At 66.6% G+C, this 452-nt stretch carries 1 protein-coding gene; it reads left to right on the top strand.

The window, feature by feature from the left end:
- On the top strand, positions 1-447 hold a 447-nt coding region (locus AC6EI8_RS26665; RefSeq protein WP_498383423.1), incomplete at its 5' end, for a hypothetical protein.
- Positions 448-452: the final 5 nt, after the last annotated feature.

Raw genomic sequence — 452 nt, 5'->3', positions numbered from 1 at the left:
ATGAACCTGGACGAGCTTGAGCGGTTGGCGAAGGCGGCAACGCCCGGGCCGTGGGAATGGTGGACCAGCAATAGCTTCCTGCGCCTTAGCGGCCCGGATGGGCGCGATGGCGGCGTGCTGTATGCCTGCAATATTCGGAACGAGTACGCAACCGTCGTGGTGTCCGAGGCGGATCGCCGCTTCATCGCGGAAGCACGTACCGCGTTGCCTGCCCTGATCGCTCGCATCCACGAGCTGGAGCAGGAGCGCGACCATTACCGCATGGCGGCAGAGGCCGAAGCGCGGTTCGCGGATGAGGCTCGCGCCAAGGTCCGGGAGCTGGAGCAGGACGCGGCGCGGCTGGACTTCCTAGACCGGCACGCGGTCGTAGCAAAGCCCGTACAGCCCGTGCGCGAGGCGATCGACGCCGCCATCGACGCGGCACGCAAGGAGAAAGGACATGGCTGAACTGG

Source organism: Cupriavidus sp. R6-3 (genome assembly GCF_059772245.1).
This window is presented reverse-complemented; position numbering and strand designations above follow the sequence as displayed.